The 23,949-nt window shown below is 59.8% G+C and carries 21 protein-coding genes, 5 tRNA genes and 1 pseudogene; 20 read left to right on the top strand and 7 right to left on the bottom strand.

The window, feature by feature from the left end; translation table 11 throughout:
• Nucleotides 1-32: 32 nt before the first annotated feature.
• From ACOMDU_RS05825 to ACOMDU_RS05810, 4 genes are all read right to left on the bottom strand, one after another.
• Nucleotides 33-776 carry an amino acid ABC transporter ATP-binding protein gene (locus ACOMDU_RS05825; RefSeq protein ID WP_421129480.1) on the bottom strand — a complete coding sequence of 248 codons (744 nt, stop codon included), beginning with the start codon at nucleotides 774-776 and terminating at the stop codon, nucleotides 33-35.
• Complete coding sequence (locus ACOMDU_RS05820) at nucleotides 766-1,497, bottom strand: amino acid ABC transporter permease (RefSeq protein ID WP_022135258.1); 732 nt, start codon at nucleotides 1,495-1,497, stop codon at nucleotides 766-768. Before ACOMDU_RS05820 ends, ACOMDU_RS05825 begins: the two co-directional genes overlap by 11 nt.
• Nucleotides 1,498-1,583: 86 nt before the next feature.
• Nucleotides 1,584-2,471 carry a transporter substrate-binding domain-containing protein gene (locus ACOMDU_RS05815; RefSeq protein WP_421129459.1) on the bottom strand — a complete coding sequence of 296 codons (888 nt, stop codon included), beginning with the start codon at nucleotides 2,469-2,471 and terminating at the stop codon, nucleotides 1,584-1,586.
• A gap of 340 nt (nucleotides 2,472-2,811) precedes the next feature.
• Nucleotides 2,812-3,723, bottom strand: a complete 912-nt coding sequence (locus ACOMDU_RS05810) for a C40 family peptidase (protein ID WP_421129458.1) — start codon at nucleotides 3,721-3,723, stop codon at nucleotides 2,812-2,814.
• A 245-nt stretch (nucleotides 3,724-3,968) separates the two neighbouring features.
• Here ACOMDU_RS05810 and ACOMDU_RS05805 point away from each other — a divergent pair, with 245 nt between their 5' ends.
• The 12 genes and pseudogenes from ACOMDU_RS05805 to ACOMDU_RS05750 all read left to right on the top strand — a co-directional run bounded on the left by ACOMDU_RS05805 (nucleotide 3,969) and on the right by ACOMDU_RS05750 (nucleotide 10,681).
• Entirely contained in the window at nucleotides 3,969-4,838 is an 870-nt protein-coding gene (locus ACOMDU_RS05805) for a helix-turn-helix domain-containing protein (RefSeq protein WP_421129457.1), read from the top strand.
• 68 nt (nucleotides 4,839-4,906) lie between these two features.
• Nucleotides 4,907-6,148 carry a dicarboxylate/amino acid:cation symporter gene (locus ACOMDU_RS05800; protein WP_421129456.1) on the top strand — a complete coding sequence of 414 codons (1,242 nt, stop codon included), beginning with the start codon at nucleotides 4,907-4,909 and terminating at the stop codon, nucleotides 6,146-6,148.
• A 225-nt stretch (nucleotides 6,149-6,373) separates the two neighbouring features.
• A pseudogene (locus tag ACOMDU_RS05795) lies at nucleotides 6,374-6,514 on the top strand (LysR family transcriptional regulator); the annotation flags it as partial.
• Between the two features lie 243 nt (nucleotides 6,515-6,757).
• The gene (locus tag ACOMDU_RS05790) at nucleotides 6,758-7,072 is read left to right on the top strand and encodes a YerC/YecD family TrpR-related protein (protein ID WP_022135671.1); all 315 of its coding nucleotides are present in this window, start codon (nucleotides 6,758-6,760) and stop codon (nucleotides 7,070-7,072) included.
• A complete protein-coding gene (locus ACOMDU_RS05785) occupies nucleotides 7,069-7,809 on the top strand; it encodes a class I SAM-dependent DNA methyltransferase (protein WP_421129455.1) in 741 nt (246 codons plus the stop codon). The genes ACOMDU_RS05790 and ACOMDU_RS05785 overlap by 4 nt, the downstream gene beginning before the upstream one ends.
• A gap of 87 nt (nucleotides 7,810-7,896) precedes the next feature.
• Complete coding sequence (gene hslO / locus ACOMDU_RS05780; protein WP_421129453.1) at nucleotides 7,897-8,775, top strand: Hsp33 family molecular chaperone HslO; 879 nt, start codon at nucleotides 7,897-7,899, stop codon at nucleotides 8,773-8,775.
• 85 nt (nucleotides 8,776-8,860) lie between these two features.
• A tRNA-Val gene (locus tag ACOMDU_RS05775) sits at nucleotides 8,861-8,937 on the top strand.
• Nucleotides 8,938-8,944: 7 nt separating this feature from the next.
• A tRNA-Asp gene (locus tag ACOMDU_RS05770) sits at nucleotides 8,945-9,021 on the top strand.
• Between the two features lie 3 nt (nucleotides 9,022-9,024).
• Nucleotides 9,025-9,100: transfer RNA gene (locus tag ACOMDU_RS05765), tRNA-Phe, on the top strand.
• A gap of 26 nt (nucleotides 9,101-9,126) precedes the next feature.
• A tRNA-Gly gene (locus ACOMDU_RS05760) sits at nucleotides 9,127-9,202 on the top strand.
• 121 nt (nucleotides 9,203-9,323) lie between these two features.
• Nucleotides 9,324-9,686, top strand: a complete 363-nt coding sequence (locus tag ACOMDU_RS05755) for a hypothetical protein (protein ID WP_421129451.1) — start codon at nucleotides 9,324-9,326, stop codon at nucleotides 9,684-9,686.
• Nucleotides 9,687-9,748: 62 nt separating this feature from the next.
• Nucleotides 9,749-10,681 (top strand): prepilin-type N-terminal cleavage/methylation domain-containing protein, encoded by a 933-nt coding sequence (locus tag ACOMDU_RS05750; RefSeq protein WP_421129450.1) that lies wholly within the window; start codon nucleotides 9,749-9,751, stop codon nucleotides 10,679-10,681.
• Between the two features lie 135 nt (nucleotides 10,682-10,816).
• On the opposite strand, the gene ACOMDU_RS05745 is transcribed toward ACOMDU_RS05750, so the two are convergent.
• Nucleotides 10,817-11,791 (bottom strand): hypothetical protein, encoded by a 975-nt coding sequence (locus ACOMDU_RS05745; RefSeq protein WP_421129449.1) that lies wholly within the window; start codon nucleotides 11,789-11,791, stop codon nucleotides 10,817-10,819.
• Between the two features lie 190 nt (nucleotides 11,792-11,981).
• On the opposite strand from ACOMDU_RS05745, the gene ACOMDU_RS05740 reads away from it, so the two are divergent.
• Complete coding sequence (locus tag ACOMDU_RS05740; protein WP_421129448.1) at nucleotides 11,982-13,715, top strand: hypothetical protein; 1,734 nt, start codon at nucleotides 11,982-11,984, stop codon at nucleotides 13,713-13,715.
• A 112-nt stretch (nucleotides 13,716-13,827) separates the two neighbouring features.
• Here the strand turns inward: ACOMDU_RS05740 and ACOMDU_RS05735 are convergent.
• Both ACOMDU_RS05735 and ACOMDU_RS05730 read right to left on the bottom strand, forming a co-directional pair.
• A tRNA-Ser gene (locus ACOMDU_RS05735) sits at nucleotides 13,828-13,919 on the bottom strand.
• Nucleotides 13,920-14,121: 202 nt separating this feature from the next.
• Entirely contained in the window at nucleotides 14,122-14,298 is a 177-nt protein-coding gene (locus ACOMDU_RS05730; RefSeq protein ID WP_421129447.1) for a hypothetical protein, read from the bottom strand.
• A 257-nt stretch (nucleotides 14,299-14,555) separates the two neighbouring features.
• Between ACOMDU_RS05730 and ACOMDU_RS05725 the strand changes: the two genes are divergently transcribed.
• From ACOMDU_RS05725 to atpA, 7 genes are all read left to right on the top strand, one after another.
• Nucleotides 14,556-15,305: a beta/alpha barrel domain-containing protein gene (locus tag ACOMDU_RS05725; protein ID WP_421129446.1), complete on the top strand. Its 750-nt coding sequence runs from the start codon at nucleotides 14,556-14,558 to the stop codon at nucleotides 15,303-15,305.
• Nucleotides 15,278-16,345, top strand: a complete 1,068-nt coding sequence (locus tag ACOMDU_RS05720) for a histidine phosphatase family protein (RefSeq protein WP_421129445.1) — start codon at nucleotides 15,278-15,280, stop codon at nucleotides 16,343-16,345. The genes ACOMDU_RS05725 and ACOMDU_RS05720 overlap by 28 nt, the downstream gene beginning before the upstream one ends.
• Nucleotides 16,346-18,141: 1,796 nt before the next feature.
• A complete protein-coding gene (locus ACOMDU_RS05715) occupies nucleotides 18,142-20,130 on the top strand; it encodes a YgiQ family radical SAM protein (protein WP_421129444.1) in 1,989 nt (662 codons plus the stop codon).
• Nucleotides 20,131-20,463: 333 nt separating this feature from the next.
• Entirely contained in the window at nucleotides 20,464-21,312 is an 849-nt protein-coding gene (locus ACOMDU_RS05710; protein WP_421129443.1) for a F0F1 ATP synthase subunit A, read from the top strand.
• A 17-nt stretch (nucleotides 21,313-21,329) separates the two neighbouring features.
• On the top strand, nucleotides 21,330-21,698 hold the full coding sequence (gene atpE / locus ACOMDU_RS13850) for an ATP synthase F0 subunit C (protein WP_022135657.1): 369 nt from the start codon (nucleotides 21,330-21,332) through the stop codon (nucleotides 21,696-21,698).
• A gap of 18 nt (nucleotides 21,699-21,716) precedes the next feature.
• Nucleotides 21,717-22,208, top strand: a complete 492-nt coding sequence (locus ACOMDU_RS05700) for a F0F1 ATP synthase subunit B family protein (RefSeq protein WP_421129442.1) — start codon at nucleotides 21,717-21,719, stop codon at nucleotides 22,206-22,208.
• Entirely contained in the window at nucleotides 22,198-23,946 is a 1,749-nt protein-coding gene (gene atpA, locus ACOMDU_RS05695) for a F0F1 ATP synthase subunit alpha (protein ID WP_421129441.1), read from the top strand. Before ACOMDU_RS05700 ends, atpA begins: the two co-directional genes overlap by 11 nt.
• Nucleotides 23,947-23,949: the final 3 nt, after the last annotated feature.

The raw sequence follows: 23,949 nt of genomic DNA, 5'->3' as shown, positions 1-23,949 counted from the left end.
CCACCCCAAAAGGGGTGGGCTTTTTATCGTTGTCACAGCACTTTGCTGAGGAAATCCTGCAGCCGGGGGTCCTGGGGATGGTCGAAGATGTCCGTGGGGGAGCCTTCCTCCAGGATCTTTCCGTCGGCCATGAAGACCACACGGTCGGCTACCTCACGGGCGAAGCCCATCTCGTGGGTGACCACGGCCATAGTCATCCCGTCCTTGGCCAGGTCGCGCATCAGGTCCAGCACTTCACCCACCATCTCGGGGTCCAGGGCGGAGGTGGGCTCGTCGAAGAGCATGACCTCCGGATCCATGGCCAGAGCACGGACAATGGCGATACGCTGCTTCTGACCGCCGGAGAGCATATTGGGGTACTCGTTGGCCTTGTCGGACAGGCCGATGCGCTCCAAAAGGGTGCGGGCCTGGGTCTCGGCCTCAGCGGGTGTTTTTTTCTTCAGGGTGACGGGCGCCAGCGTGATGTTCTGCAGCACAGTCTTATGGGGAAACAGGTTGAAGTGCTGGAACACCATGCCCATCTTCTGGCGGTGGAGGTCGATGTTCACCGACTTGCTGGCCAGGTCCACACCGTCGAAGTAGATTGCGCCGGAGGTGGGCTCCTCCAGCATATTCAAGCTGCGGAGCAGCGTGGACTTGCCAGAGCCGGAGGGGCCGATGATGGCCACCACTTCACCCTTGTGAATATCCAGATCGCAGCCGTCCAATGCGTGAACGGTGCCGTGGTTGTATTCCTTGACCAGGTGCTTTACGGAGATGAGAACTTTACTGCTTATCGCCACGGCGCATTCTCCTTTCTATGGCCTCGATGGCTTTGGAGGCCGGGTAGTTGATGCAGAAGTAGACCAGCGCGGCCAGCACGTAGGGAGCCAGGGTGATGTAGCTGTTGCCGGAGACGGTCTGGGCGGTGTACATGATCTCCGCCATGCCCAGCACGGAGCAGATGGAGGACTCTTTCACCATGGTGACCACCTCGTTGGCCAGGGCAGGGAGGACATTCTTGATGGCCTGGGGCAGCACCACCAGGCGCATGGACTGCCAACTGCTGAGGCCCAGAGAACGGGCCGCCTCGGTCTGCCCCTTGTCCACGGCCAGTATACCAGCGCGGAATATCTCGGCTACATACGCCGAGCTGTTCAGCGCCAAAGCGACCACGCCTGGGATAAACCGGTTGATGGCGATGAAGCCGAACAACAGTGTCCGGGGCAGGCTAATGTAGTGGAACAAGCCGAAGTAGATGATGGACAGCTGCACCAGCATGGGGGTGGAACGGAACACGGCGATATACGCGCCGGCGAACCACTTGATAGGCTTGATCTTGCTCAGGCGCATCATGGCCAGCAGCAGGGCGGGGATCACGGCCAGCAGCACGGACACCACCGCCAGCAGCAGCGTATACTCGAAGCCGCGGACAAAGGCGGAGCCGTACTTGGGCAGGAACGAGAAGTTGAAGAAGTTGGTGTTGTCCATGTTGACAAACAGATCATTCCACGACATAGACGAAGCATCCTTTCAAAAGTTCTTAAGAACACGCAAGCGTGCAAGGCGGCCGCCTTGCACGTTTGCGATAGGGGACAGGGAGATCAGCCCACGTAGCTCAGGCCCACATTGCCATCCAGCACCAGCAGGTCGATGGTGCCGTTTTTCAGCTCGGTGACCAGGGTGGGGACCAGAGACTCCAGAACCATGCCGTTGGCAGCTTCGGGGAACATATCCGCGGCGGCCATGGCCTTGGTGGTGTTCTTCTGGGCGCCGATGATGACGGAGGCCTGGTTGATATCGTCAACGGTCTTGTACTTGTCGGCGTTGGCAGCCTTCACCAGAATGACGGGAGGCAGATCGGTGTAGTAGGGATCGGAGAAGTCACAGGCCTTGGCACGCTCCTCGGTGTACTCGCAGGCGGCCAGCACCACGTCAAAGTCGCCGTTGCTCAGGGAGGTCACCAGGTTGTCGAAGTTCATGGACTCGATCTGCAGGGTCATGCCCATGGACTCGGCGATATACTTGGCTACTTCCACGTCGATGCCGGCGTACTCGGTCATAGCGGCATCTGCGAAGAACTCATAGGGGGGATAGTCGGGGCTGGTGCCCATGACCAGAACGGGCTTGTCGCTGGCAGCGGTATCATCGGTGGTCTCGGCGGCCAGGTCAGAGGAAACAGCGTCGGGCATATAGGTATCCTGAGAAGCGACCTTGTCCTCGATTTCCTTGATAAGAGCGCCGTCGTTGGCGGTCAGCTCAGCGATGGCCTTGTTGATGCCCTCCAGCAGACCCTTGGGGTCGCCCTTCTGCACCAGGACGCGGTAGGGCTCAGTCTCGCCCCAATCCACCACGTTCTCCAGAACCACCAGAGAATCATCGGTGTTATCGGTGTTGGCATCATCCTTGGCGGTGTCGTCAGCCTTCTGGCCGCAGGCCACCAGGCTCAGCGCCATGACCAGCGCCAGCAGCATTGCCATAAACTTTTTCATGTTATGTACTTCCTTTCAGATCTTGTATGGTCCTATACCGGGAACCGGAATATAGACGGTCATATTGGAGGTTTCCCTCCTGACGATGGCTACTATACACCTGATGTGAATAAATGTCAACATGAATTTGTATAAAAATCCGCACGAAATGTAAATTTGTACAAGAAGCACACGATAAACTGGGGAGCAAAGGAAAGGTAGCTGTGTATATTACTGTATACGATAGTCGCATAATTGAATAAATATGCAAATATGCAGAGTACAAGAAAAAAGCGGAAGCGCCAGCCTTTTGGCTGGCGCTTCCGAATCCAAAAAGGGAGCCATGAAGAAGCTGCCGTGTTTACATTTCGATGAGCCGTGCGGCATACAGGTAGGTGCGGGCGTAGTAGCTCTCGTACAGGGAACTGATGATGACACCGCTGGAGGTGCTGGCGTGGATGAACTGCCCGTTGCCCAGATAGATGCCCACGTGGCCGATACCGCTGCCGCCGGTGGCAAAGAACACCAGGTCGCCGGGGGCACGTTCCTCTGTGGTGACGCCGCGGCACATATAATACTGGCTGGTGGCGCCGTGGGGAAGGCTGATGCCAAGGGCACCAAAGACCTTCATGGTGAAGCCGGAGCAGTCGATGCCGCTGTAGCTGGTGCCGCCGTAGCGGTAGGGGGTGCCCAGATATGTGTACGCCTGAGAAATAACGTCTTCCAGCAATGTATTGGTGGCGGCGGTGCCCTCATAGTCCGCGTAATGCACGGGCTGGCAGTACTCGGCCAGAACGTATCCGGTGTCGGTACCATAGGTGACCTTGTACCATTCACCGTCATCGGTAACGTCCAGCAGCTGGGCTGCCTTGCCGTCAAAGATGATGCGAAGGCGATCGGCAGAGGTGTCCGGCTCGGCGCGCAGGGAGAGATAGGAGCCGCAGTCTACCAGAACGCCGTCATACTCCGCCAGGAAGTTCTGCTTTTCCAGGGCAGCCGTTTCCTGCAGCAGGGCCTGGGCGGCCAGTTGATTGAGGGTAGGCGTCTCGCCGCCGTCCAGCAGGCCGGAGGCCTGGGCCAGGCGCAGGCCGCTGCCGGTCTGCATAGCGGTAGCGGCGCTGGATGCCACGCCGTTGCCCGCCAGGACCTCGGCCGCGGCGGCGTAGCCGGTGGTGTCGATGGGCGTGGCCTCGTCCGCGTTAGCGGCGGTGACAGCGCCAGAGAAAAGCAGCAGGCCGGAAAGGCTCAGTGCCGCGATCTGTTTTCCAAGCATGGGATATTACCTTCCGTTCGCATAGGATCTGCCGGGGTAAGGCTCCCGGCATACACCGTCAGTCGGCGGGGAATTGGCTCCCCCGACATCTAACATGAATTATCATAGCACAAGTCTATCAAAAAAGCTACACAAAAATTACAAAATGGAAACAAAATTTTCAGAATGGTTATAATTGAAAAGGAAACTTGCAATATTTGCATAGCAAGTGCTATAATAACGGCAAAAAGTGCGGAGGTGAGCGCATGGAACCACTGCAATATGAGGTGCGCGGCTACCTGAAGGAGCCGTTCCGACTGTTCCATCTGGCGGATGGGCGGGGGGAATATATCGAATACCACTACCATACGTTCCACAAGATCATCATTTTGCTGGCCGGCAGAGCTGGCTATGCGGTGGAGGGGGAACGGTATGAGCTGGCGCCGGGGGATTTCGTGCTGGTGGGCAGCGGGAGCATCCATCGTCCGGTGGTGGAAACGGGGGATTATTATGAGAGGATGATCCTGTATATCGCACCGAACTATCTGCGCGCACTGACGGTGGGGGACTGCGATCCCTCCGAGTGCTTCCGACAGGCACAGGAGACATTTCAATATGTATACCGGGACGAGGGTGGCAGCCGGGTGCGGCCGCTGTTCCAGGCATTGGCGGAGACGGTACGGCAGGGCGGCTATGGGGCAGCACTGCTGGCGCAGGCGCAGTTTACGGAGCTGATGGTGGAGGTGAACCGGGTGGTCCGGGGTGGCCACCGGGTAGGCGCCGCCGGCGGCGACAGCAAGGTGGTGTCACTGCTGCAATACCTGAACCTGCACCTGGCGGACCCGCTGACCATTGATGAATTGGCCGCGCGGTTTTATATCAGCAAGTACCACATGATGCGCCGGTTCCGGCAGGAGACGGGGTATTCCGTGCATGGATACCTGACAGAGAAACGGCTGCTGCTGGCCCGGCAGCTGTTGGGCCAGGGCTGTACCCCGGCGGAGGCGGCGGCACAGGCGGGGTATCAGGATTACTCTACCTTTTCTCGGGCCTATAAAAAGCAGTTTGGCCATGGGCCTTCGGCGGACGCCAAAGGAAAACAGCAGGATTTGCAAATAACAACGCAGGAATTCTGATTTACTTTGCGAAAAATGCCCGTATAATAGGGACTGTAAGACTTCATTTGAGAGAGTGGGAGGTCACTATGAAAAAATTTCTGAAGAACTACTGGTTTATTCTGTGTATGCTTGCCGGCATCGTGGCAGGCTGCCTGGTAGGCGCGTTTGCGCCCAGTTTCGGCAGCAAGATCGAGTTTTTGGGCACGCTGTTCATCAATATGATGTTCTGCGTGGTGGTGCCTATGGTGTTCTGCTCCATTGCCTCCGCCATCGCCAATATGAAGAGCGTGAAGCGCGCTGGCAAGATCATGGGCGTGACCATCGCCACGTTCCTCGTCACCGCCGCCATTGCCGGTGTACTGATGTATATCGTCTGCCGCATCTTCCCGCTGGTAGATGGACATTACACCATCGTGGAGGGCGAGGTCGGCGAAGCACTGGGCTTCGGCGATATGATCGTCAATTTCTTTACGAAGCCTGACTTTGCGGAGCTGCTGAGCCGCCGGGCCATTCTGCCCCTGATCGTGGCGGCGGTGCTGTTCGGCTTCGGTGTCCAGATGAATGGCGGTCCCGAGACCAAGACGGCGCAGTTCCTGGAGGATATCACCAACTGCATTATGAAGACCGTAAAGCTGGTCACCTACTATGCGCCCATCGGCTTCTTCGGCTTCTTCGCCAGCCTGGTGGCCACCTATGGCCCGACGCTCATCGGCGATTACAGCCGTACGCTTATCATCTACTATGTGATGAGCTTTGCCTATATGTTTATCTTCTTCCCCATCTATGCCCGGTTCGGCGGCGGCAAAGGCGGTGCCAAGATCATGTTCTCCAAGCTGTTCCGCCCGGCGGCGGTGTCCTTCGGTACCTGCTCCAGCGTGGCTACCATTCCCACCAATATGGAGGTAGCGGAGGAGTCCGGTATCAGCAAGGACGTGACGGACATCGTGCTGCCCCTGGGCGCTACCATGCACATGGACGGCTCGGCCATGTCCGCCATCATCAAGGTGGCATTTCTGTTCGGCGTGTTCGGGATGGACTTCTCCACGGATAAGGCTATTTTGGCTATCATCGTGGCGGTGTTCTCCTCTGTGGCCATGAGTGGTATCCCTGGCGGAGGCGGTACCGGCGAACTGGTGGTTTGCACCATCTTCTTCCCTGACCAGCTGGCCATCGCGTACCCCATCGCGCTGGCTATTGGCAATCTGGTGGATCCTCCCGCCACCATGGTCAATGCCGCAGGCGACTATGTGGTATCCTTCATCGTGTCCCGCTATGTGGACGGTAAGGACTGGCTGCAAAAGAAGCTGCACGGCAAGACGGAAGCATGAATATGTGAAAAAGACAGCGGCGGACGCGAAGCGTCCGCCGCTGCCTTTTTGGGGGAGAGAAAGGCATGGTGATGTGTGGTTTATACATGGAACTCCGCTTCGAAGTACAGCGCGGCCTTCGCGCCGGGGGCAAACTCGTTTTTCCCTATCGTTACCATCTCCCGGACTTTTTGGTGACCTCATTATATGCTTAACTTATAAATAAGTAAAATTGATGTTCATTATATGAACATGCAGAAATGTTATTTGAGCATGCATCGATACAAAGCGTTTTTGAAGGTGGCGGAGGTGGGCAGCTTTACCAAGGCAGCGGAGTTATTGGGCTACACCCGGCCCGCGTTGAGCCAGATGATGACCTCGCTGGAACGGGAGCTGTCCATTGATCCGCCCATCATCCGGACGCTGGCTGTTGGTCACCAAGGACCGCCGCACCCTGCCGCTGGCGGCCAAGGTGTTTATCGATGAGCTGGTGGCGAGCAGAGGGCAGCTGCTGTGACGCTTTACAGCTTTAGTCGACAAAAATATTTTTAATAAGGTGGTTTACTTTCGCGGACTAAAATGCTATACTGGCATCAGTACCCGAAAAGGGAGAAAGAAGGAGAGACGATCATGGTTCGAACCGCAAAGTCCAAGATCGGAAAGAAAGAAAAGAATGACCGGCTGTATAAGGCCATTCTGATGCTGGAGACGGAGGAGGAGTGCTATAACTTCTTCCAGGATCTGTGCACGGTGTCTGAGCTGCGGAGCATGGAGCAGCGCTATGAGGTAGCCACGCTGCTGAATGACGGGATGATCTACAACGACATTCTGGAGCGCACCGGCGCATCCAGCGCTACCATCAGCCGAGTGAACCGCAGCTTGATCTACGGCAACGGCGGGTATGAGAGCGTGCTGGAGAAGATGAAGGAGAAAGAGAAGAAATGAGCTGCTATGAGGCGCTGGCCGGTTCATATGACGCGCTGACCGAGGATGTGGGCTATGGAAAGCGGCTGGATTTCATCGAGAAGCTGCTGTGCCGCAGCCGTATCCCGGTGAAGCTGGTGCTGGACCTGGCCTGCGGCACCGGGACCATGAGCTGGCTGCTGACGCAGCAGGGCTACGAGGTCATCGGCGTGGACGGCAGCGAGGATATGCTGGCGGCGGCCATAAGCAAGGGCGGGGAGACGTCTGGTGTGCCGCCTGTATTCCTGCACCAGTCCATGCCGAAGCTGGACCTGTACGGTACGGTGGACGCGGCGGTGTGCTGTCTGGACAGTCTCAACTACTTGACGGACCCAAAGGACGTACAGCGGACGTTCCGGCGGCTGCATCTGTTTGTGGCCCCCGGCGGGATGCTGGTGTTCGACGTGAACACCGCGGCTAAGCTGGCGGCGTTGGACGGTCAGGTATTCCTGGATGAGACGGGGGATACCTACTGCGTGTGGCGGACGGAGTACCACAGGGGCCTTTGTACCTACTACATGGACCTGTTCCGCCGCCGCGGCGACGGCGCATGGCGCCGCAGCGCGGAGGTGCACCGGCAGCGGGCCTACTCTGTGGAGGAACTGACCGCCTGGCTGGCAGCGGCGGGCTTTGGCGATGTTCGGGTCTACGGCGATATGCGTATGCGCCGGCCCCGTGCGGATGAGCAGCGGGTCTACATCAGCTGTGTCCGCAAATAAAGCGGCCCGGTACTCGGGCGGATCAAAAGGAATGACCGCGCCCCGCCCTTTTGGGCGGGGCGTGTGAGGCGAAAGAGGGTTATATCTATGGCAGATCGTATCGTAAGAGCTATTTCCACCGACGGCATGGTGCAGGCGGCGGCCATTTGCAGCCGTGGCCTGACGGAGCGCGCCCGGCAGATACACAAGACGCTGCCTGTGGCCACGGCGGCGCTGGGACGCACGCTGGCGGCGGCGTCCATGATGGGCAACGCACTGAAAAGCGACGGCGCCAGCCTGACGCTGCAATTCAAGGGCGGCGGTCCGCTGGGCACGGTGCTGGCCGTCAGCGACAACGAGGGCAACGTGCGGGGCTACGTGACCAACCCCCATGTGGACCTGCCTCTGCGGCCGGACGGCAAGCTGGACGTGGGCGCGGCCGTGGGTCATGAGGGCACATTGACGGTCATCAAGGACCTGCACATGAAGGAGCCCTATGTGGGCACCATCGATCTGCTGGGCGGCGAGATCGCCGAGGACGTGGCGGGCTATTTCGTGGAATCGGAGCAGATCCCCACCGCCTGTGCCCTGGGCGTACTGGTGGACCGGGACCAGAGCGTCAAGGCCGCCGGTGGATATCTTATCCAGCTGATGCCCGGCGCGGGGGAGGACGTCATCACCAAGGTGGAGGGCGGCATCATGGCCGCGGGGCCGGTTTCGGCGCTGCTGGACAAAAACGACGACCCGGAACAGCTGCTGCGGGACGTGATGAGCGACTTTGACCTGAAGATACTGGAGACGTGCCCAGTATCCTACAAGTGCTATTGCAGCCGGGAACGGGTGGAACGGGCGCTGATCTCCCTGGGCCGTGACGAGCTGGAGCAGATGCTCTCCGAGCAGGGCGGCTGCCAGCTGACGTGCCAGTTCTGTGACGCGGTGTACGACTTCTCGGCGGAGGACCTGAAGGGCCTGCTGAAAAATATGTAAGGAAAAGGACAAAAATTGAAAAATTTTTGTTGACAGATGCGGATGGGAACGTTATAATATGCCTTGTCGTTTGAACGACAGGTACGGGAGCATAGCTCAGCTGGTTAGAGCACCTGCCTTACAAGCAGGGGGTCACTGGTTCGAGTCCAGTTGTTCCCACCATCCACACGGCCAAGTAGTTCAGTTGGTTAGAACGCCAGCCTGTCACGCTGGAGGTCGAGGGTTCGAGCCCCTTCTTGGTCGCCATATGCCTCGGTAGCTCAGTTGGTAGAGCAGCGGACTGAAAATCCGCGTGTCGCCGGTTCGACCCCGGCCTGAGGCACCATAGGCGCCGCAATAGTGGTGCCGCCTGCGGGCGTAGCTCATCTGGTAGAGCGCGACCTTGCCAAGGTCGAGGTAGCGAGTTCGAGCCTCGTCGCCCGCTCCAAAAAGAAACACCATCCATCAGGGTGGTGTTTTCTTTTTGGAATGTCGCGGGCAGGCGCGAACACGCTGCCTCGACCGGCGCGAAGCGCGTTAAATCAAGAGGTCCGGCAGGGCTCCTGCGAATGGCTCTGCCATTCGTGGGATGCCGGCAGCGAGTCGAGCCTCGTGATGAGGACATCGCCGCCCGAACGCTGGAGTACATGACTGCGATGGAAACTGCTCCGCAGCCCGAAGCCAGCGGGCTGGAGGGTGACTACCGCATCCTTGCCGACTTCAATGGCACGATACTGGCGGGAACGCATAGTAAACACGGCATCCAGTTTGTTACCTGGGATCGGGACTATGATCGCACAGACGTGGCTCTCCGATGGCGAAATACCGGTGCGGCTGAAAAGTGGGATCGAAAAAAGCAGAGTTTTCGCAGAAATCCTTTTTTGGCTTCATTTGATTACTTTATTTTTCGACAGCGGTGTGTTATACTCTAAAGATAACAATTCATGATGGGTGCACCATGTGTTTGTCCTATCAAAGATAAAGTAGGGATCATATGAAACGAAAACGAAATCGCAGCGGATTTACATTGATGGAAATGCTGATCGTCATTGCGCTCATTGCCGTACTGATCGCGATCGCGATTCCGGTATTTGCGTCACAGCTTGAAAAGAGCAGGGAGGCCACAGACCTTGCGAATGTACGCGCCGCGTATGCACAGGTCTCCACAGAGGCGCAGCTCGGAAATTTTGAGGCCACGGTCACGGTCGATCTGAAGCAGAAGCAGGCGGACTGGCAGTCGGTCGATCCGGTAAATATCGGCGGCATTGTCCATTACAAAGGCCGAGGAGATACGGATAATTGGAAAGGCGTTGCTACGCCGAATGGAACCTGTGTTGTTTCATATGATAAGAATTACGGAATTATTCTGACTTGGAGTGGAAAAGCCGACCCTTCTGCCCCTAAGTATCCGTTTAACACAAGCGTGACGAATTTCTTCCAGCTTCTATATAGTACAGACTTTTGGAAAAACGGCACTGTAAAAAATGAACCCAACTTCGAGTTTGACTCCAGGTGTCCGAAATCAGATTTTGTTCCGGCTATTTCCGAAGCAATCAAAAAGTTAGACAACAGTCTCCTGCAGCTGCCGGACTGCACATGGGCCTTTCTTGGCAGCGGAAAAGATGGACAAGATGCAAACCGATACCTTTTCTGGACCTCTCTGAACACTAACGAAGTCGGGGCCGGAAAGGAAATTCCCGTGATCGTCCAGACCGGGGACGGGAAGTATTATGTTTCCGAAACCACGACCGGCAAGAGGACGAAAAACGGCAGCGAATATGTCGCCGTTTCCCAATCACTTACTTCGCAAAACCAGTATAAGCAGATTCTGAAAAACGGAGAAGCGTTTTCTTCGTTAGAGGAGGCCTACGACGCTTACCTCAGCGCTTTGGGCAATTCCAAGTATGACTCGGTTCGCGGGTCTTAAGGTATTTCCACCGATATGACGCTTGTTTTTCCGCGTGTGCGCAGTCGACAAAAACGCCGCCCGAAAGGGCGGCGTTTTTGCTTGCCGCTGCTGCGGCTTACCCCTGTCGGTATCGACCCGGAGAGAATAGCTGGTTTACTGCCCGCGGCGCCTGCCGTTCCACGCCAGACCGGCGGTGCTCAGCAGGGCGGCAGCGGCATAGAGCGCCACGCCGGGGTCCGTGGTCTTGGGGCTGGCGCTGCTGCCGCCGGCAGAGGGGGAATAGTAGTAGCCGCCGGTGGCGGGGGGAGTGATTTGTCCGGTCGGCGTGATCGTTTTAACATTGGGAAGACTCAGGTAGCCGTCTGTGGCGGGAACCGCTGTCACTGCGTTTCCGTTCACCGTAGCGGCGACTTCTCCGGCGAAGTCATATTCCCTTTCCGGCATCAGCAGAACGGAATATACATATTTTTTCCCGCTTTCAAACGCAGTAATGGTCGGCAAGGTGCTGTATATCCTGTCGTTGGAATGCCATATGGCAACGGGCTCATCGTTTTCATTTAACTCTTGCCACCATTCGTCGTAAATTCGGTATTTGCCCTGATCGGCGGCTACGGCAGCCGTGGCCCGGGGCGCATCACCGGGGTTGTAGGAAAGGGTTGCGCCGGTGATTTCAACGGTGGTGATTTCTGAATCGTCAGGATTTTCAGAGCTCTGCTTAAAGTGGGCCGTGAATGTCACATCACTTTTCACGGTAACCTTGTTCTGTAATTGATCAGAGGAAAGAGCGGTGCCGGCTGGAATGGCAGTACCACTGCCGACCCGGTATACGGCAGCATCGGCTGTCCAGTAGGCAAACTCATATCCTTGATTTGGAAGCAGCGTATCCATGATGCTGCTGGCAAAGCTGAGAGTCTCTGTCTCGGATACATGCAGCTTGTAGTAGAAGGGTTTGTTAACATCATCAATGTTATAATACACAGACGGGATCTGGTCGTTTTTACGCATGGTACCATAATCTCCGGGGTAAAATTTAACAGTATACGATCCGGAATCCGCAAACGCTGACAGCGGCGCCAGCGACAGGACCAGCGTAAGGAGCAGCGCCGGAAAAAACCTTTTCTTTGCCATTTTGTTCCATCCTCCTGTTTCAATTTTTCACGTATTTACAAGCTTTTTACATTTTCTATTGTACCACGGCGGCCGAGGCAGGGAAACGCGATTACCGGCTGCGGCGATTGCTGGTTTTGGAAATTTTTTGCTTCACTTTTTTGCCATATGGGCGTATACTATACACAGCTTTCACCGCAGGAGGTGCGCCATGCGCTTTTGTGAGCAGCTGAACGAATACATCACCCGGCTGGACTGCCGGGGCAAGGAGCTGGCGGAGGCCGCCGGGCTATCCGCGCCGTCCCTGAGCCGCTACCGCACCGGTGAGCGCACGCCGGGCCGCGGCAGCGCCGTGCTCACGGCGCTGAGTGATGCTTTGGCCGATATGGCCAAAGCAAAGGCGCTGCCGGATATGGACGCGGACACACTGCATAGCGCGTTCCTGCAATGCGATGAATATGCCTGCACGGACAAGAAAATGCTGCGGGAGAACTTCAATGCGCTGATCGAGGTCATGGGGCTCAGCGTGGCGAAGCTGTGCCGCTGCGCCAACTACGACCCGTCCGCCATCTTCCGCTTCCGCCGGGGCGAGCGTCAGCCGGCGGAGCCGGAGCAGTTCGCCGCCGCCGTGGCGTCCTATGTTTCCCGGGAGATGGACGGCCCCGCCCAACGGGAGGTGGCCGCCGCGCTGCTGGGCTGTGCCGCTGAAGATCTCGGCGACCGCGCCGCCTACTGCCGGCGGGTGCAGGATTGGCTGCTGGGCAGCCATGCGCCCCGGGAGGACAGTGTCTCCCGTTTCCTGACCAAGCTGGATGAGTTCGATCTGAATGCGTACATACGCTCCGTCCATTTTGACGAGCTGAAGGTCCCTGTGGCGCCCTTCCAGCTGCCCACCAGCCGCAGTTACTCCGGTTTGCGGCAGATGATGGACAGCGAGCTGGACTTTATGAAGGCGGCGGTGCTGTCGCGCTCCACAGAGCCGGTGTTTATGTACAGCGATATGCCCATGACGGAGATGGCCCAGGACCCGGAGTTCCCCAAGAAGTGGATGTTCGGCATGGCGCTGCTGCTGAAAAAAGGTCTGCGGCTGCAGATCATCCACAACATTGACCGCAATCTGCCGGAGATGATGCTGGGACTGGAGAGCTTCATCCCCATGTATATGACCGGCCAGATCGAGCCGTATTACTTCAAAGCGCCACAGGGCGGTGTGTTCCTGCATTTCCTGCGGGTATCCGGCACCGCCGCACTGACCGGCGAGGCTGTGTCCGGCCACCATAGCGAGGGGCGGTATTACCTGACCAACAGCCGCGCAGAGGTGGCCTATTACCGCCGTCGGGCCGACGCTCTGCTGGAGAACGCCAAGCCGCTGATGGAGATATACCGTGCCGACGGCGCTTCCCGGCTGAACGCGTTTCTATTGGCCGACAGCCGCACCCCCGGCCGACGGCGGTGTGTCCTATCGGCGCCGCCGCTGTATACCGCGGACCCCGCGTTTTTGGCGGCGGTGCTGCAAAGACACGATGTGCCTGCGCCGGATCAGGAGCGTATCCTGGCCCACGCCAAAAGCCGCCGGGAGCAGGCCGAAACCATCCTGCGGGACAATGAAATGGTGTTGGCTCTGCCCCGACTGACAGAGGAAGCCTTTGAACGATACCCGATGTCCCTGCCCCTGTCAGGATCGTTCTATGAACGTGATATACCGTATACCTATCAGGAGTATCTGGAACACATCGGTCAGACAGAACAGTTCGCGGCAGTGCACCCGCGCTGCCGCCTGGAACTGACCGCCGACAGCACCTTCCGCAATTTGCAGATCGTCATGCACGAGGGGCGGTGGGCCATGGTGTCCAAGGAAAAATCACCCGCCATACATTTTGTCATCCGTCACGCCAAGCTTCGTAGTGCTATTGAGAGCTTTGAGCCGCCGCTGGTGGAGGAGTGACAGCCCGCGCGGTCAGTAAGCACCGGCGTGTTTGTGGTCAAAATTATGGTCAAATCCCCGTTCTGGCGCAGAAGAAAAGCCCTGTAACCGGCATGGTTACAGGGCTTTTCACTGGCGCAGTGGGAGGGATTCGAACCCTCGTGCCGCTTTTGACGACAACACGATTTCCAGTCGTGCTCGTTATGACCTCTTCGATACCACTGCATATTCGATTCGCTGACAAACAGCATGGACTATTATACCAAAAATACCAGGTTTGTCAAGATGGAATTTTCGGGGTGAGTTGTGGAATTGACAGCAAATATCTAAGTTAACATAATGTGTAATTTTGAACAATGGAAATCTGCTGATTATAGGGCGGTGTATGGTTTACATAACCATACACCGCCCGGATGCGATACCGCGATTATTGCAGCTTGGAGCAGACCTCGTCCACGGCGTCGTCAAGGGCGCAGGTCAGGCGGTGGAGGGTTTTGCCCGCCTGGGTCTTGCGGAACTTGGGCGAGGGACGAAGGGCGTTGTCCAGCAGGACGCCGACAGCCATGCCGGCGACCATTCCCTTGAGGAAAGTACACGTTTTCATCGTGTTCACCTCTTTTTCGTTGCATTTTTATCCTTTATCGGCCTGTGTACAGTATGCCCGGCAGAGGTGAAAAAATGCGAAAAAGACGGCGGTGTTTCTTGCCAAGCGGGGGCGGAATTGGTATAATACCATGAGACGATGTCAGACACTTGCGTAGATGTTGTTTATAGGTTATCTATACACTATTTATATGCCATTTGTCATTTTGCGTGCTCTTAGCGCGTGTATATGGGAGCGCAAAGGTAAAAAAGGAGAACATGATGTTTGATTTGGAATTGCAGCGGCGTATCCGCGAGAAAAAAACACCGTTGGCGCTGACGCTGGCGCCGGAGGCGGAGAAGCTGAATGGGAAGTTTGTGAAGAACTTTATCGATATGTTCGGCGACACGCCCATGGCCCAGGCGGAGGCGCTGCGGTATCACGGCACGACGCTGCTGGACGCGGCGGCGGGAAAGCTGCCCGCGGTGGTGCTGCGGGGCGGAGCGTATCTGCGTCACGGGATGGTGGGGGCGGACGTGCTGGCGAACCTTGTCAGCGCGGCCCATGCCAAGGAACTGTATGTGATACTGGATATGAACACCGCGGAGCCGAAGTGCTGGGCCGGGTACAGGGCGGACGCCGTGACGGTGTGCCCCTACGGCGGAAGCGGGTGCCTGGAGGCTGGGGAGATGCTGCCCATCGCGGCGGTACGGACTGGCGGACAGGTGCAGAGTCTGGTGGCCGGCGACCGGGCGCTGTGGCTGTCCGTGGCGGAGCAGATGGCACGCCGGGGTGCGGCGCTGGCTGTGTCCACGGGGTACAGTCTGGATGTGAGGGACGTGCGGAGAGTATGTCCGGGGGCGTTTTTGCTGCTGGAGGACTGCGACGGGGAGAATGCGCTGCCGGCCTTTGACGATATGGGTCACGGGGCGCTGGCGACAGACAGTGCTTTGCAGTACGCGGCGGAGCCGGCGGCGGCGGTCGAGGAGGCGGTCCGCGCGTGGAAGCAGTGGGTGACGGTGGTATGACGCGGCTGTATCTGATCCGCCACGCGGAGGCGGAGGGAAACCTGTACCGCGTTGCACACGGCCACTGCAACGGGCTGATCACCAACTACCGGGGGTATCAGCAGATCGACGCTCTGCGGGAGAGGTTCCGGAAGGTGGACATCGACGCGGTGTACAGCAGCGACCTGTACCGGACGCAGATCACCGCACGGGCCATCTGGCTGCCCAAGGCCCTGCCGCTGCATCTGGAGCCGGCGTTCCGGGAGATCTGCATGGGGGAGTGGGAGGACCACACCTGGCATGAGCTGAACGTGAAATACCCGGAGGAGATGTACAACTTCAACCGGCGGGCCGACCTGTGGCGTGTGCCGGGGGCCGAGACGGCACAGCAGGTGGTGGACCGGTTTATCCCGGCGCTGGAGCGCGTGGCCCGGGCCCATGAGGGCGGCACCGCAGCGGTATTTTCCCATGGGATGGCGCTGCGGACCGTGCTGGGCGTTTTGCAGGGGCAGACGCTGGCGGAGGTGGGGCAGACGCCCCACGGGGACAACACCGCCGTGTCGCTGCTGGAATGGGAGAACGGGACGTTCCGGGTGGTATACCGGGACGACAACAGCCATCTGACGGAACGGGGACTGTCTACCTTTGCCAGGCAGAGCTGGTGGAAGGAGAAGAACATGGTGGAGTCCGGCGAGGGCTACGGCCCGCTTCCGGAGGAGAAGCGGGCGGCGCTGGGTATGCCCGCCGGGGGCGAGGCTACCGGCGTGTGGTACGGCGAGGCGCTGATCGGAGCCTTCAGCCTGTCCGACGAGGGGGACGCCCTGCGGCTGAGCTGGTACGGCCTGACTCCGCAATGGCGAGGGAAGGGCCTGGGTATCCCGCCCATGGGGCAGGCTGTTGACGCCTGCCTGCGGCGGGGGAGGGATATCCTGCGGGTGGACTGCCCGGACAAGGGGCTGCGGCTGTTCTTCGCGCGGCTGGGCTTTGTGCCCACGGCGGGGGATACCATGGAGAAAGATGTGCGGCGTATTATGCCGCCGGTACCGGCGGCGTGGCAGTAACGGCGGGGGATTTTGCGTCAATACTTCGCGGCGGGGGGAGGGTTTCGCCGCCCCCTGGCGCGAGCAGCTTTCTTTCAACGTTGAAAGAAAGCTGCCAAAGAAAGCCGCTTGAAACTACGTTTCAAGACTTCCTTGGCGCGGGGACAAGCAGGTGCTGCGCCTGCGGGCGCGGGATGGGGCGTTTCGTGCTCCGGCACGAGTAACTTTCTTTTTTTGTAAAAAGAAAGTTACCAAAGAAAACCACTTAGACCTACGGTCTAAGGGCCCTTGGCGCGGGGCGGGTTTCGCCGCCCCGGCGGCGAGCAGGTGTTGCGCCTGCGGGCGCGGGATGGGGAATTTCGTGCCCCGGCACGAGTAACTTTCTTTTTTTGTAAAAAGAAAGTTACCAAAGAAAACCACTCAAACCTACGGTTTAAGGATCCCTTGGCGCGGGGAGGGCAAGTGCAAATTTGGCGGTGCTGATCTCGCGGAATTGGTGCGGTGGGGGACGTTGTCGGTTCGGGGGATCGCTTGTACCTCTTGCGCCGCTGCCGCTGACAACAGCGAGGATAGGGGCTGGTGCGCTGATCGAATGGCGATTATCAAATCGCGCCCATTGCGGCGCGAAGCACCGCAATGGGTAGGTGGCGGCTAACGCCGCCGGGATATGGGGGTACCTGTCTCCTTGCGGGTCGGTCGGTTCGCGGATCTGACACGCCACCGGCGTGTCATTCAACTCCGCGGACCCCTCAAGGGGAAGGCTTTGGGGGATGGCGGTAGGAGCGAAAAACGCCTGCCGTGGCTGAAGCAAGCGGCTGCGTCAGCCTCCGCGCCGGTGAGTGTACACGCAGTCCTTTTGACTGACAACGGTGATGAAAGGTTATGCCCGCGAGAAGATGCGGGAAATCACAGCCGACCGTAGCGCGCTGAGGAAGTGCAGAAACGCAGTTTCTGCCGGCGTTCTTTCCCCCATTTCTTCCGCTGTTGGAAGAAATGGGGCCGTCGGAGACAAAAGAAACGCTCGCGCCGGGGCGCGAAACTATCCCCGTCGGAGACAAAAGAAACGCTCGCGCCGGGGCGCGAAATAGCCCGCTGCGGCGGGGACGGGGGGCTTTACGCCGCTGCGCGGCGACGCCTCATCCGCCCCCTTCGGGGGCACCTGTCTCCCTGCGGGTCGGTCGGTTCGCGGGTCTGACACGCCACCGGCGTGTCATTCGACACTGCGGACCTCCAGGGGGAAGGCTTGGGGTGCGGCGGTAAGAGCGAAAAACACCTACCGTGGCTGGGGCAAGCGGCCGCGTCAGCCTCCGCGCCGGTGAGCGTACACGCAGTCCTTTTGACCGACAACGGTGATGAAAGGCTATGTCCGCGAGAATACGCAGGAAATCGCAACTGAGTATAGCGCGCGAGGGGTTCTTAGACCGCAGGTCTAAGCGGTGCTTTTGGCTACTTTTGTCACCGCAGACAAAAGTAGCTCGCGCCGGGGCGCGAAACTATCCCCGGCGGAGACAAATCATGCGCTTACGCCGCTGCGCGGCGACGCCTCATCTGCCACGGCTTCGCCGTGCCACCTGTCTCCCTGCGGGTCGGTCGGTCCGCGGGTCTGACACGCCACCGGCGTGTCATTCAATACCGCGGACCCATCAAGGGGGAAGGCTTGAGGGGGTGCGCCACTCAACACCGCGGACTCTGCGAGGGGAAGGCTTGGGCTTGTGCGGCCTGGGCACCCGTCTCCCTGTGACCTCATCAGGGGGAAGGCTGACGCCTGCGGACGGGAGGGGGGACGAAGATAGGATGGAAGTTGGGAGTGAAAACACATGGAAAAGGGAATGGAATTTCTGCCGGTGAGCCGGGAGGAGATGATCGACCGGGGCTGGTATTACTATGACTTTCTGGTGGTGACGGCGGACGGGTATATCGACCACCCCAGCTTCGGCACCACGCTGATCGCTCGGCTGCTGGAGAGCAGGGGCTATCGGGTGGCGATACTGCCCCAGCCGGACTGGCACTCGGCGGAGGACTTCCGGGCCATGGGCAAGCCCCGGTACGGGGTGCTGATCGGCGGGGGGAACCTGGACTCGATGGTGGCCCACTACACGGTGGCCAAGCGGCGGCGGACCCGCGACCTGTACAGCGAGGGCGGAGAGATGGGCAAGCGGCCTGACCGGCCCACCATCGTGTACGCCAACCGGGTGCGGGAGGCGTGGCCGGACGTGCCCATCGTTATCGGCGGGCTGGAGGCGTCGCTGCGGCGGTTCGCCCACTACGACTACTGGGACGACAAGGTGCGGCGGAGCATACTGTTCGACGCGCCGGCGGACCTGCTGGTGTACGGCATGGGGGAGAGCGCCACGGCGGAGATCGCCCGGCGTCTGGCGCGGAAGGCATCGCCGTCGGAGCTGACGGATATACCGGGGACGGCGTACATCACCGACCAGGTGGATGAGCTGAAGTTCCACCGGGCGGACGCGCCGGGGTATGAGGCGGTATGCGCGGACAAGGCGGCCTATGCCCGGGCGACGAAGATCGAATACGACGAGCATGATCCCATCCGGGGCTGCGCGGTGGTGCAGCCCTGCGAGGGGCGGTATCTGGTGGTGAACCCGCCGGCGCGGCCGCTGCGGCGGGAGGAGCTGGACGCCCTGTACGCCCTGCCCTACACCCGGCAGGTGCATCCCATGTACAAGAACGGCATACCGGCCATCGAGGAGGTACAGTTTTCCATCACCCACAACCGGGGATGCTTCGGCGGGTGCAACTTCTGTGCGCTGGCCTTCCACCAGGGGCGGATGGTCACCAGCCGGTCCATCGAGTCGGTGCTGGAGGAGGCGGAGCTGCTGACCCGCGAGCCGGGGTTCAAGGGGTACATCCACGACGTGGGCGGGCCAAGCGCCAACTTCCGCCACACCAGCTGCCAGAAGCAGAAGCGGTGCGGTATGTGCAAGAACCGCAGCTGCCTGGCACCGGAGCCGTGCCCCAATCTGGACGCGGACCACTCGGAGTACACGGAGCTGCTGCGGCGGATGCGGGAGATACCGGGGATCAAGCGGGTGTTCGTGCGGAGCGGCATCCGGTACGACTATATGCTGCAGGACAAGGACAGGTCGTTCTTTAAGGAACTGGTGAAGTACCATATCTCGGGACAGCTGAAGGTGGCGCCGGAGCACTGCGTCAGTTCGGTGCTGGACTACATGGGAAAGCCGCACTTTGACGTGTTTCTGAAGTTCTGGCGGCAGTACCAGAAGCTGAACGAGGAGGGTGGCACGGAGCAGTATCTGGTGCCGTATCTGATGTCCAGCCACCCGGGGTGTACCCTCAGCGACGCGGTGGAGCTGGCGGAGTTCCTGCACAAAAACGGCAGGACGCCGGAGCAGGTGCAGGATTTCTATCCCACGCCGGGAACGCTGTCCACCTGTATGTATTACACGGGCATCGACCCGCGGGATATGTCGGAGGTGTATGTGGCCAGGGATCCCAAGGAGAAGGCCATGCAGCGGGCGCTTTTGCAGTGGTCGCGGCCGGAGAAGCGGGCGCTGGTGGTGGAGGCCCTGGAGGAGACGGGGCGGACAGACCTGATCGGGTACGAGAAGAAGTGCCTGATCCGGCCGCGGAAAGGGGAGCCCTACGGTCAGCCGCCGGTCAAGCCGGAGAAGCCGGAGAGGCCGGAGAGACAGCCGCGGCGGAAAAAGGAGGCCTCCGGCAACCGGGGGCGGCGGGGGACACCCACGGCGAAGCCGCTGGCGCAGAAGGGGAAGATGTCGCCACGGAAGAAGGCGGCCTTCGCCAAGAAACGAAACGGGAAATAACGACGACAGAGCGCCCCGCTGCTGCGGGGCGCTCTGCTTTTTGCGGGGCGGCCGGGGCGGCAGAGCGGGGGAAAAGACGGTGGGACTGTCAGATAAGGGGGGATGATAAAAAATGTGACGGTTTCTGCGGAATGTTGGAGGCAATGCGGCGAAAAAAAGCTTGTGTTAGCACAGGGTTTTTATTATAATAAAAAAGAAGTGTCAAGATGCTGGTACCGCACGTTAAGATTTCGACAAGAAATCGGAAGGGTGAGGTCGGCGCCGTGCCGCTTCTGCCGTTTTACGACGCGACGCGGCACAAAAATTTTACCGGATGTAAAAGGTGAAAGACGAATGGAAAAAAAGAAGAAAATCAGGTTCATCGTGGTGTGGCTGCTGATCACCGCGGCGTTCCTGGCCGGTTCTCTGCTTGTCCCCGGACACGGCAAGTCGGAGTCGGTGCAGGAGGCCATGCGTGACGCAGTGCTCCACGGGACGAACCGCATCAGCCTGTTCGGGCTGAAGGACGTGAACCCGGCGTACATATCCTCGCTGGTGGTGGTGGGCGCACTGCTGCTGGCGGCGATACTGCTGCGGGTGTTCGTCATCCCTCGGTTCAAGATGGTACCGGGAAAGCTGCAGATGGCGCTGGAGACGGCGGTAGGGCTGTTCGACGGGATGGCCAAGGGCAACAGCCCGCATCGCAACAAGTTCCTGGGCGCATACATCTTCGGCGCCGGCGTGTACATCTTCGTGGGAACGCTGTTTGAGCTGTTCGGCTTCCAGGCCATCACCACGGGCGGACACACCATCGCGCTGCCGGCCCCGCTGTCGGACGTGAACGCGGCCATCTCCCTGGGCTGCCTGTCCTACGGCGTGATCCTGGTGGGCGGCATCGTGGCCAACGGCGCAAAGGGCGCGGGCAAGGCCCTCAAGGATTTCTCCCTGCCCATCTCCATGAGCTTCCGTATGTTCGGCGCGCTGCTCAGCGGCCTGCTGGTGACGGAGCTGGTGTACTACTATGTGTCCCTGAGCTTCGTTGTGCCGGTGGTGGTGGGCGTGCTGTTCACGCTGCTCCACGCGCTGATCCAGGCCTACGTGCTGACCACGCTGACCTCCATGTTCTACGGAGAGACTACGGAAAAGCACGCACCCAAGCCCAAGAAAAACAAAAAAATCAAAGCTGAAACTGTAAATAACTGACGGAGGAAAGAGAAACCATGAAAAAGCTGTTCAATAAGAAGGCCTTTGCCCTGCTGCTGTGCCTGGTGCTGGCACTGACCGCCCTGCTCACCGTGACCGCGTTCGCCGATACCGCACCTGCCGACGGCACCGCCGCCCAGACCGAGGAAGCGGCCGACAGCGGCGTGAGCGCCAAGGCCATCGCTTCCGGTGTTGCCATCGGTGTGGCCGCCGCCGGCGGCGCCATCGGTATGGGTATGGCTATCGCCAAGTCCGCCGAGGGTATCGCCCGTCAGCCGGAGGCCGAGGGTAAGATCCGCACCACCATGATGCTGGGTCTGGTGTTCCTGGAAACGGCTATCATCTATGCCCTGCTGGTGGTCATCCTGATCATCTTCGTGCTGTAAGAAACGGGGAGAGACGCTATGAATATCCCTCTGAATATTGATTGGCAGCAGATATTGCTGCACTTCTTCAACTTCTCCATCCTGGTGGGCGGTCTGTATCTGCTGCTGTTCAAGCCGGTGAAGAGCTTTATGGAAAAGCGGGAGAAGCACTATGCGGATATGGAAGCCGCCGCCGTGGCCCGGGAGAAGGACACCGAGGCGCTGAAGGCCGCCATGGCCCAGCGGGAGGCGGACTTTGACGCCGTGCTGGAGGAGAAGCGTGCCGCCGCCGCCAAGGAGGCGGAGGCCTTTGCCCAGCAGCAGCGCGACGCGGCCAAGGCGCAGGCGGACAAGATCCTGTCCGATGCCAAGGACGCCGCCGAGAGCGAGCGCCAGAAGATCGTGGCCGAGGCCAACCGCGAGGCGGTGGCTATTGCCGAGGACGCCATGGAGAAGCTGATGGCCGCCCAGACGGCCCAGGCCTATGACGCCTTCGTGAATGCCGCGAAGGAGGAACAGAATGAACACTGATGCACGCCTGACGGCGAAACTGCTCAGCGCTTGTCCGCCGGACAGCGCGCAGAAAGAGAAGCTGGAGGATGTGCTGTCGAAAAAGTACGGCAAGGCCGTCGAGCTGGTCTGGCAGGAGGACCGCACCGCACAGGGCGGATTCCGCATTGAGCTGGGCAGCGAGGTCATCGACTGGACGGCGGAGGGCCGGCTGGAGCAGCTGAAGGAACGGCTGACCGGACTGAAGAGTGAGGGCTCCGTCATCCCCCTGATCCGGGACGCGGTGAAGAGCTGGGTGCCGGAGGTATGCGCCCGCGAGGTGGGCAGCGTGCTCACCGTGGCGGACGGTATCGCCTATGTGGAGGGCCTGGAGGGCGCCACCTACGGCGAGATCCTGCTGTTTGAAGGCGGCATCCGGGGTATGGTGCAGGAGCTGCGCTCCGGCCGTATCGGCTGCATCCTGTTCGGCCGCGTGGAGGAGGTCAGCGAGGGCACGGCGGTGTACCGCACCGGAAAGACCGCCGGTATCGGCGTGTCCGACGGCATGATCGGCCGCGTGGTGGACGCCCTGGGCGCGCCCATCGACGGCGGCGGAGACATCCCCGTGGATGAATACCGCATGATCGAGAGCCCGGCACCCGGCATTATTGACCGCCAGCCGGTGAACACTCCCATGCAGACGGGCATTCTGTCCATCGACTCCATGTTCCCCATTGGTCGGGGCCAGCGTGAGCTGATCATCGGCGACCGCCAGACCGGCAAGACCGCTATCGCCATCGACACCATCCTGAACCAGAAGGGGAAGGATATGATCTGCATCTACGTGGCCATCGGCCAGAAGGCCAGCTCCGTGGCGCAGATCGCCGAGCTGCTGCGGAAGCACGACGCCATGCGCTACACCATCGTTGTGTGCGCCGGCGCGGGCGAGTCCGCGTCCATGCAGTACATCGCGCCCTATGCCGGCGCGGCCATCGGCGAATATTTCATGAACAAGGGCAAGGACGTGCTGATCGTGTACGACGATCTGAGCAAGCACGCCATCGCTTACCGTGCGCTGAGCCTGCTGCTGGGGCGGTCCCCCGGACGCGAGGCGTATCCCGGCGACGTGTTCTATCTGCACTCCCGTCTGCTGGAGCGCGCGGCGCGGCTCAGCGACGAGCGCGGCGGCGGCAGCATGACCGCCCTGCCCATCGTGGAGACCCAGGCGGGCGACGTGTCGGCCTATATCCCCACAAACATCATCTCCATCACCGACGGTCAGATCTTTCTGGAGAGCAGTCTGTTCTTCTCCGGCCACCGGCCGGCGGTGAACGTGGGTCTGTCCGTGTCCCGCGTAGGCGGCGCGGCCCAGACCAAGGCTATGAAGAAGGCCGTGGGCACCCTGCGCCTGGATCTGGCGCAGTACCGCGAGATGGAGGTGTTCACCCAGTTCTCCAGCGACCTGGACGAGGAGACGAAGAGCCAGCTGGCCTACGGCCAGAGCCTGATGTATATCCTGCGGCAGGGGCGCAGTGCTCCGCTGAGCCAGGGACAGCAGATCGTCACGCTGGTGACGGCCATGGCGCACCTCTATCAGCAGGTGCCGGTGGCCCAGGTGTGCGCCCTGCGGGACTTCCTGCTGGGCGAGTTCGCCGCGCAGCGGCAGAGCCTGATGCTCCAGCTGGAGCAGGGCGCGGCGCTGGACGACGAGCTGCGGGGCCAGATCAACGACTTTGCAAAGACGGCGCTGGAGAAATTCAAGCGCGCAGGCGGGCGGTGAGCG

The organism is Vescimonas sanitatis, assembly GCF_049060325.1.
GTDB classification, from domain to species: Bacteria; Bacillota; Clostridia; order Oscillospirales; family Oscillospiraceae; genus Vescimonas; species Vescimonas sanitatis.
This window is presented reverse-complemented; position numbering and strand designations above follow the sequence as displayed.

What these genes read in the sequence shown, in the direction of transcription:
- ACOMDU_RS05805 (WP_421129457.1), top strand. Translation starts at nt 3,969, where the DNA reads ATGGAACCACTGCAATATGAGGTGCGCGGCTACCTGAAGGAGCCGTTC.
- ACOMDU_RS05785 (WP_421129455.1), top strand. Translation starts at nt 7,069, where the DNA reads ATGAGCTGCTATGAGGCGCTGGCCGGTTCATATGACGCGCTGACCGAG.
- ACOMDU_RS05800 (WP_421129456.1), top strand. Translation starts at nt 4,907, where the DNA reads ATGAAAAAATTTCTGAAGAACTACTGGTTTATTCTGTGTATGCTTGCC.
- ACOMDU_RS05730 (WP_421129447.1), bottom strand. Translation starts at nt 14,298, where the DNA reads ATGAAAACGTGTACTTTCCTCAAGGGAATGGTCGCCGGCATGGCTGTC.
- ACOMDU_RS05755 (WP_421129451.1), top strand. Translation starts at nt 9,324, where the DNA reads ATGGCTCTGCCATTCGTGGGATGCCGGCAGCGAGTCGAGCCTCGTGAT.
- ACOMDU_RS05740 (WP_421129448.1), top strand. Translation starts at nt 11,982, where the DNA reads ATGCGCTTTTGTGAGCAGCTGAACGAATACATCACCCGGCTGGACTGC.
- ACOMDU_RS05820 (WP_022135258.1), bottom strand. Translation starts at nt 1,497, where the DNA reads ATGTCGTGGAATGATCTGTTTGTCAACATGGACAACACCAACTTCTTC.
- ACOMDU_RS05815 (WP_421129459.1), bottom strand. Translation starts at nt 2,471, where the DNA reads ATGAAAAAGTTTATGGCAATGCTGCTGGCGCTGGTCATGGCGCTGAGC.
- ACOMDU_RS05750 (WP_421129450.1), top strand. Translation starts at nt 9,749, where the DNA reads ATGAAACGAAAACGAAATCGCAGCGGATTTACATTGATGGAAATGCTG.
- ACOMDU_RS05810 (WP_421129458.1), bottom strand. Translation starts at nt 3,723, where the DNA reads ATGCTTGGAAAACAGATCGCGGCACTGAGCCTTTCCGGCCTGCTGCTT.
- ACOMDU_RS05790 (WP_022135671.1), top strand. Translation starts at nt 6,758, where the DNA reads ATGGTTCGAACCGCAAAGTCCAAGATCGGAAAGAAAGAAAAGAATGAC.
- atpE (WP_022135657.1), top strand. Translation starts at nt 21,330, where the DNA reads ATGAAAAAGCTGTTCAATAAGAAGGCCTTTGCCCTGCTGCTGTGCCTG.
- hslO (WP_421129453.1), top strand. Translation starts at nt 7,897, where the DNA reads ATGGCAGATCGTATCGTAAGAGCTATTTCCACCGACGGCATGGTGCAG.
- atpA (WP_421129441.1), top strand. Translation starts at nt 22,198, where the DNA reads ATGAACACTGATGCACGCCTGACGGCGAAACTGCTCAGCGCTTGTCCG.
- ACOMDU_RS05715 (WP_421129444.1), top strand. Translation starts at nt 18,142, where the DNA reads ATGGAAAAGGGAATGGAATTTCTGCCGGTGAGCCGGGAGGAGATGATC.
- ACOMDU_RS05700 (WP_421129442.1), top strand. Translation starts at nt 21,717, where the DNA reads ATGAATATCCCTCTGAATATTGATTGGCAGCAGATATTGCTGCACTTC.
- ACOMDU_RS05710 (WP_421129443.1), top strand. Translation starts at nt 20,464, where the DNA reads ATGGAAAAAAAGAAGAAAATCAGGTTCATCGTGGTGTGGCTGCTGATC.
- ACOMDU_RS05725 (WP_421129446.1), top strand. Translation starts at nt 14,556, where the DNA reads ATGATGTTTGATTTGGAATTGCAGCGGCGTATCCGCGAGAAAAAAACA.
- ACOMDU_RS05745 (WP_421129449.1), bottom strand. Translation starts at nt 11,791, where the DNA reads ATGGCAAAGAAAAGGTTTTTTCCGGCGCTGCTCCTTACGCTGGTCCTG.